This is a genomic window from Succinivibrio sp. (assembly GCF_045124615.1).
Lineage (GTDB): Bacteria > Pseudomonadota > Gammaproteobacteria > Enterobacterales > Succinivibrionaceae > Succinivibrio > Succinivibrio faecicola.
Genome location: NZ_JBGVMC010000048.1, coordinates 1 through 7,448, shown reverse-complemented (window position 1 = coordinate 7,448; position 7,448 = coordinate 1). Strand labels below are relative to the sequence as shown.

Annotated in this window: 7 protein-coding genes; 4 read left to right on the top strand and 3 right to left on the bottom strand. The window is 38.3% G+C overall.

All coding sequences use genetic code 11. From position 1 onward, the window contains the following. The 4 genes from ACJML3_RS01240 to ACJML3_RS01225 form a co-directional block, all read left to right on the top strand. A partial coding sequence (locus ACJML3_RS01240; RefSeq protein WP_406019923.1) for a TOTE conflict system archaeo-eukaryotic primase domain-containing protein occupies window positions 1-644 on the top strand: 644 nt, incomplete at its 5' end. A gap of 48 nt (window positions 645-692) precedes the next feature. Next, the gene (locus ACJML3_RS01235) at window positions 693-1,340 is read left to right on the top strand and encodes a hypothetical protein (RefSeq protein ID WP_406019921.1); all 648 of its coding nucleotides are present in this window, start codon (window positions 693-695) and stop codon (window positions 1,338-1,340) included. Window positions 1,341-1,350: 10 nt separating this feature from the next. Continuing rightward, the gene (gene tnpB / locus ACJML3_RS01230) at window positions 1,351-1,704 is read left to right on the top strand and encodes an IS66 family insertion sequence element accessory protein TnpB (RefSeq protein ID WP_406019919.1); all 354 of its coding nucleotides are present in this window, start codon (window positions 1,351-1,353) and stop codon (window positions 1,702-1,704) included. 197 nt (window positions 1,705-1,901) lie between these two features. Further along, entirely contained in the window at window positions 1,902-4,853 is a 2,952-nt protein-coding gene (locus tag ACJML3_RS01225; protein WP_406019917.1) for a transposase, read from the top strand. Window positions 4,854-5,266: 413 nt separating this feature from the next. Here the strand turns inward: ACJML3_RS01225 and ACJML3_RS01220 are convergent, their stop codons facing one another. The 3 genes from ACJML3_RS01220 to ACJML3_RS01210 all read right to left on the bottom strand — a co-directional run. Then, window positions 5,267-6,064, bottom strand: a complete 798-nt coding sequence (locus tag ACJML3_RS01220; protein ID WP_406019915.1) for an ATP-binding protein — start codon at window positions 6,062-6,064, stop codon at window positions 5,267-5,269. After that, entirely contained in the window at window positions 6,057-6,827 is a 771-nt protein-coding gene (locus ACJML3_RS01215) for a Mu transposase domain-containing protein (RefSeq protein WP_406019913.1), read from the bottom strand. Before ACJML3_RS01215 ends, ACJML3_RS01220 begins: the two co-directional genes overlap by 8 nt. A gap of 239 nt (window positions 6,828-7,066) precedes the next feature. Continuing rightward, window positions 7,067-7,448: tyrosine-type recombinase/integrase (locus ACJML3_RS01210; protein WP_406019911.1), on the bottom strand; the 382-nt coding region annotated here is incomplete at its 5' end.

The following is a 7,448-nucleotide window of genomic DNA, read 5'->3' as shown; positions in this document are numbered from 1 at the left end:
ATATAGATAGTTACAAAACATTTGATCGTATGATACCTGCTCAAGATCGATTAACAGGTATTGGCCTTGGTAATCTAGTAGCATTACCTTTGCAATGTGAGCCATTAAAGAAAGGCAATTCTTGTTTTCTAGATGAGAATTTTGTTCCTTATCTGTATCAGTTTGAAAGGCTAGCCTCTCAAGAAAAACTATCTGAGTCATTTATAAAATCAAAAATATACAAAAATTCAACTAGAGACAGTTTTTCTTCTTCATCACTTTTATCTGATCGATCTTTTTATTCTCAAGAATTATATAAACAATGTTCAGATAATATTTTTGAATTAGCCAAAATCGATCTTGATACTACAAAAAAAGTGGACTTAAATTATAAAAATAGTCATGAATTCTTTACAAAAGATATGTTCAAAGATGGGATCTTTAAAATTTACATTAGAGATTCTATTTATGTCAAGCATTCAGATGTTTCTCCTCATGTAATCTCTATACTTAGAAAAATATCCTCCTATGCAAATCCACTTTATTACAGAAATTTCAGCAATAGCCACTACAACATCAAAGAGCCAAGACGCATCTTATGCTATGAAGATTTGAAGTATTTTATTAGTAACAGTTGCCTATTAGGTACCTATTTTTTCAGTTGATAAAAAACTACACTTCTAGCAACGAAATTTGTTTAGGAGTGTGTCACCATGGCAACTATTAAAATCGATCCGCAGACTACCAGAGAAATCATTAAAGATATCACCACCTCTACTCTTAGTGCATATCAGCTTGGTCACAAGTATAAGCTCAGTAAAATGACTATTGACCGCATCGGCAGAGAACATCTTGGAACTGACATCTATTCTAGAAGAGAGAAACTTGCCTTTGCAAGTCTTTGTGCTCTGATAAAAGATTTTCGTGACAGAAATTATTCTCTGACATCAATTGCCGACCAGCTTGGTATCTCCAAATCAAGTATTTTTGATATCATCAAAAAGATAAAGAGCCAGACCACTGAGGAAGCCACTCCTGCTGAAGATAATGAGGTACAGGTGATTTCTATTGAACCTAAAATTGAGGCCGACTCTAAATTACTAGCATCCCCATCCCCAACACCAGTAGCTAAAGAAGAGCATCCTGCAACAACAGAGAGATTTAACATCAGGAACTATCATCGCTGGGCTCCCCAGCGTAATAATCATCATTCAATCAGACCAAGGCAAAGACTAAAAAACAGCAGAAGTCCTCATGGCTATATAAAAATCTGCTTCAACGATATTCAAATAACCTTTAACCCGGCTCAAAAAGAAGCCGAGGATGTCATCACCAGAATCCTCAGCGGAATAAATTCATAGGGAGGAAGTAATGTCTATTCTATCCGGAACTGGCAAAATCTATATGGTTCGAGAACCAGTTTGTGGTCGTTTTGGCATGCACAGACTATTAGCCATGATTTCATCAAATTCACTTGGTGTCAAATGGAACGGGCTCGATGAGATTACAGTGGTTACCTTCAATAAGCGAAAGACGATTTGTAAGCTTTTGCATATCGATTCCTGTGGTATTGACTGTACCACTCGTATTCTTAATACGGGCAGATTCCAGGTAATGCTTGATGAGGAGCAGATACCTATTCATTTGACCCGTGATGAGCTGGAGACACTGCTGATGGAGGGAACTGCACCAGACAAAGCTTTTCCTCTCAAGATAGCCTGTTAAATAAAATAAAAACTATAGTGCATACTTTTACTGCAGAAATATATGTATAGTTTTTAGATCTATTAATTGCTTTGATTTTTAAGTAAGATAGTAAAACTATTTTACTTTCAGATCTAAAGAGCATGATTAATTTTTTCAGAAAAAGAGCTAAGAATTCACCTTCCGGACTAAAATCTGGAGAGGTAGACTTTTCCTTAATGACTAAAGAGGAAATAGCTGCTTATTATGAAAAGAAGATGCAGCAACAGGCTGAAAATCAGACAAAAATCATTCAGAATCTCAGAGGCGAGCTTTCAAAAAGCACTGAAAAGCTGCAAAAACAGCAGAGCTCCTTAACTCAGACCAAAGAGCAGCTTTCTACTGTAAAACAGGAGCTCAACAATACAGAATCAAAGCTTAAATCCACTCTCAATGAGCTTTCATTTACAACAACAGAGCTAAATAAAACAAAGGAAGAAATTTCCCAAAAGCAGGAAGAAATATCAAAAAAACAGGATGAAATTTCAAAGCTAACCAAAACGGTTAACAGTTTCAAAGATCTGCTGACCAATGCTCTGGATAACGTCCGTGAGCGTCATTACGATTTCTTTGATTGCCTCAAGGATGAAAATATCCCATCGGTTGACATCTATAACCTCAAATCACTAAACATTTACTTTGAGGGGCTGATTACCAACCTCTTAAACAGTCTTTCTGCCCTTTACACCCATCGCAATGTAGCCCTTGGGCTTGGAACCTCTGAAAAGACAAAGAAAGGACAGGTCGTGCCGGATAATGAGGATTACAGTTCTGATGCACAAGCCCAGAAGGATGGGGCTTCTGAGCTTGAAAAAGCAGCTTCATACACCCGTGAAGATAGTGATGAGAAGGACTTTGAAGAACAATCCTCTGAATTAAAAGTTTCTGCAGATAAAATAAAAGCCGCTCCTGTTAAAGACAATCCTGATGGTCTTACACCAGAGCAGGTTGATAATGTGATCCTGTCAGGCTGTACCACCAGAATAAAATCAGGAACGGAAGGCCTTTTTGAAATAACCTCTCTACTTAAGAATTCCGCCGAGGAATTCAAAAATGATACCAGCAGTCTTAATGAGACCTTAAGAAAGGAAAAACACTATGTTTCCACCACCTCCGGCAATACAGTGGCAGGCATTATCTCATTTGGAGGAAAGCAGGATATTACAATGTACTGCAGTGAGTGTGGTTGTCAGCGAGACTTCAAATATCTGCACAAGAACAAGCGCATTAATGAAACACTTACTGTGGATGGCAGTCTGCAGAATATAAGAAAGGTTCTGTCTTCTGTACAGCTTGTCAAGTGCTGCACCTGTGGTGCCCAGTATGAAATCAATCCAGCTGAATTCTCTCAGGTAAATTTCACCAGAAATTCAGACGCCACAGTAGAGAATTCAGACAATGCTTTGAATGCATCCGGGGCAGGTTCAGAACACGTTCAGGACGAGTCTAAGACAGATAAAAACGTGAATAAATCAGCTTTAGCTGATGCTCAGCATTCAGATTCAGACGCAGAGCCTGTAAGCAATACAGCAATAGTCCAGCGCGAAAGAAAGAAGCTTTATAGACAAATCAGAAATAATCAGGACGCTGTTACCGACAGCTCTCTGCCATCAGAGAACGCTTTTATCTATGAAGGAGGAAAGCTTCCTGTCATCAATCCTTTCGGTTTTAACGCTGAAGTTTTCGGCCATGCTCCAGCCTTTATAAAATCAAAACTCTCTACAGCATTATATGCCATCTGCGCAAGCCAGTTTTCTCAGCTTGGAGCACCTAAGAACAGAATATTCTGTTATTTTGAAGGAAACGGCTTTGACTTTGGTAGAGAGCATTTAACAGGTGCAATCAATGCCTTTGCCAGAGCTTATCTGCATTCTGTTACAAAGCAGATTAAAAAGGATATTCTGAGCAACTGTCCTGTCATTATCATGGATGAAAGTACACTAAGGGTAAATGATATCGCCAGAATAAAACAGGCTGAAGGCAAAGGCATCAAATCTCAAATCTGGACTATGAATACATCCTGGACTTCAGAGTTACAAGCTTCCTGGTACTGTGTATCTCCATCCCGCAGTGCTGATGTGGTAATTGATATACTCAAGAATGATTTAAAAAATCAGGACGGTAATGTTGTACCAAAATACCTGCTAACAGATGGCTATGCTGGATATGATGCTGGAATCAAGGAGTTAAATAAAATTAAAGGAGTATTTCTGAATAGCTGTCGCTGCATGACACATGGAAGACGCGGTCTGTGGAAATACTTACGAAATAACAGAATACTTGATGTATACAGTCAGCTGTTGCCTGAAGGCTCTTCTTTCTTTGATTTCAAGGATAATCTGGAGAAGTACCGCCAGACTAAAAAAGGTAAGAAGCTGACGGATAACAGTGTAGCTCTGCTGACCATATTCTATCTGATAAACGCTTTGTTTGTTATTGACTCTAGTGTAGTCAGAAAGCATGGCTATATCTGCACCACCGAAGAATTCAAACAGGATTTACTAAAGGCCAGAACTAAGTATTCCCAACCAATTGCAGATACTCTGTTTGATACCATCAGACTTTATATTGCCAACAATCCTAAGATTATTGTACCAAGAGTCTCTAAGGAAGGGGTAATCAGATTTACTCAGAATAAACGCTACCCCGAGTCTGCTGCTCTTATTTATCTGCTCAACTTTGAAACTGAGCTTAAGCGCTTCACCGAAAGTGCGGATATTGAGCTTTCAACCTCCAAAGCAGAACGTAGTCTGAAGTTAGGTATCTGCTCAAGAAAGGCTTTTATGACACTTAGTTCAGAGGATGGAGGACATGCTTTTGCAGACTATCAGACTATTGTTAACACCTGTATTTTAAACAGAGTTCCTGTTCTGTCCTATATAATCTGGCTGGTTGCCAATATCAAATACCGCATGCAGCTTTTAGAGCAGGAAGGTCGTGGTGTCGCTATGGGACTTTGTATGCCTAAGAAAGAGAGAATCGTTGTGACACATGCCGACGGTACCATTACAAAAGAGCTCATATCGATGTATGACAAGCGTAACATCACAGACTTTGACAAGATTGATGTTAAAGGACTTGCTCCTTACGATTACAGAAGATACCTTGATGATCATAATCCAAGAGTCTAACCTAGCCTTCTAAGATCAGATCGTTACTCTATTTCTCAAATCTCCGATTATTCCTCACTTTCCAATTAAAACACCTTCCCTTAGCAGATCTGCTGTACCTTTTAGTCTAGAATAATTGAAACAGGTCCCCATTGATCTTAGATCAGATCCTGACAAAAAAATCAAGGTACCTAATAATTCACTGTTACTTAGAGTATTCAGGATTTACTTTGTGGTAAATACCTTTTCTAAGTATGGTTAGTGGTCTAATACAACCTTTGATTATTACGCACTAAAGGATCTTTTAATTCGCAATTTTTGCATTTTGAATTCGCACTAAAGGATCGCCTCATTTTTTTATTTGGATCAATGTCTTTAAAATAGCGATGAGCGTTAGCCCATCGCCGTTACTTCTAGCGTCAGCTTGCTGGCGCCTATCTGTTATGATTTAGATTATATTTTTGCGATATCTCACGCATATTACATTTACCATCTAGAACGATGGTGGTCGCGTTATGGATCACCCTGTCAATAAGGCTTTCTGTTTCACAACCACTTCCTAGTTGGTCCATCCAGTTGCTAAAGCTATGTTGGGAGCAAAAGATCGTACTTGATTTTCCAAGTCTGTCCTCAACAACATCAAATATCAATCTTTTGAGCTCTTCTGATATTGGTCTTGATAACCACTCATCTAGAATGAGTAAGGCTGGTGAGGATAATCTCTTTCTAAAGGTTGAGCGTCTTTTTTCAGGGGTAGCCCTCCACTCGCAGAATTCCTGATCTAAGTCAGGCATTCTTACGTATTTGACCTTAAAGCATTTCTCAATAGCAGCATTAGCAATACAGCAGGCAAGGTAGGTTTTACCTGTACCAGTTGAGCCTTCAATTACGATATTGTTGCCATAACGCATGAAATCGCAGGTGCACAAATTAACAACAGTCTCTTTGCTTAGATGCCTACCTTCTTCAAAGTACATGTTATCTAAGAAAGCTTTAGGCTCTCTTAGGTGAGCGGACTTTCTTAACTTAAGTATGGTCTCGTTAGAACGACTAGTGTACAAACGGTCGATTACCATTGAGAACTTGTCTTTAAAAGGCATATCTGCACAAACATCTAGAGTCTCAACTTCATTAACATAATCTGCTAAGTCCTTTAACTTAAGTTGTACTAGCTTTTGGATGGTGTCATAACTTAAGACGGATGCTTTTGGTAAAGGTTTCATATTAGCCATTTAATTGCTCCTCATCTGATAAAGTTTTATTGCCTTCATTTACACTGTTTTGTTGGCTTTCAATAAGATTCTTATAGTAATCAGCACCTCTTAAATGAACTTCGCTGTCACTTGGTTGAGTTTTATCCTGTGGGAGCTTAAGATCATTAGTAGCCGATTTACCTTCGAGAGATAGAATGATAGGTTTAAGTTGGCCGTATCTAGGGGTACTAACTCTTGTAAGAGCTATACTGCAAGCTCTTTCTAATAGGTTCTTGCCATACTTAGAGGAAAGATTAAGTACTGACAAAGCCGAGTTGTACCCTTGTTCTTCAAAGCTGACAGAATCAAATATTTTTTCCACCACCTTTAAGGTATTAGGTCCTGTTTTAGAAGCCCAATCAATAAGCCTTTGTTTATCAAACCTAGGTTTATTAAATTCAGGAGGTAAATCCTCTTTGTGAGTGCTATATTTGTTCCTATCAGTGTCAGCAAATCGAGGGTGAGAGGCGATAAGCTCGTTTTGAAAGTAAATCTTCACAGTAGTAGCGGTTGCACTAACTGTTACTAATTCACCTCTTAATCTGTATGAAACTGAGTAGTGATTGTTTCTGAATATAATATGACTATCGGAGCATACCTTTACATTAAGCTTTCGCTCTGGTATTTCATACGGAACTATAGGCAGATTCTGTAAAGAAAGCTGCTCAACTTCCTTCCATATTGAAGTTCTTGTACCTTCTCGCTTTTGAAAAGGTGTATCGTTGTATTCTTTAAGCTTCACTTTTACCGCATCTTGCAATTGAGCTAAGCTCAAAAAGTTCATGTTGCGACACTTGGCGATAATTGAGGTGGTAATATCTCCTACAACGCCTTCTGCTGTTGCTTTATCTCTTTTATGCGGAATTCCGCATAATCAAAGTTATGCGGAAAAAAGTAAAATGCTGAAATATGCATTTTTAGCTACATAAAATCCTTATTTGAAGCAAAATCACGTTTTATTATTTCAGCATTTTATTTTGACTATAATAAGCAGAATTGATTTAATTTTTCCTCCTCACTTAATCCTTTATTTCCGCTAGATTTAGCTAGGTTTGATGTTCTTTCAGCTGCCTTTGTAATGGCTTTTGCTATATCTTCTGTATCTGATTTTGCATAAATCATGGTTGTATCTATAGAACTATGACCTAAAAAGTCCCTAATAATTGAAATGGGAATGCCATTCTTGTACATAACGGTTGCAATGGTGTGGCGGAGCTGGTGGCAGTGTAATTTTTCTGGAAAGTCTGGATGCTTAGCATGAATCTGAGTGCTGTAGCGTTGTAACATCTTATTAACAGTTGTTTGGTTCAAAGCTGTCTTGTGCTCTCCATGTTCGATATAAAACAGTAAGTCATTGCAGGTT

Coding starts and splice junctions, on each gene's coding strand:
- ACJML3_RS01225 (WP_406019917.1), top strand. CDS start 1,902: ATGACTAAAGAGGAAATAGCTGCTTATTATGAAAAGAAGATGCAGCAA.
- ACJML3_RS01235 (WP_406019921.1), top strand. CDS start 693: ATGGCAACTATTAAAATCGATCCGCAGACTACCAGAGAAATCATTAAA.
- tnpB (WP_406019919.1), top strand. CDS start 1,351: ATGTCTATTCTATCCGGAACTGGCAAAATCTATATGGTTCGAGAACCA.
- ACJML3_RS01220 (WP_406019915.1), bottom strand. CDS start 6,064: ATGGCTAATATGAAACCTTTACCAAAAGCATCCGTCTTAAGTTATGAC.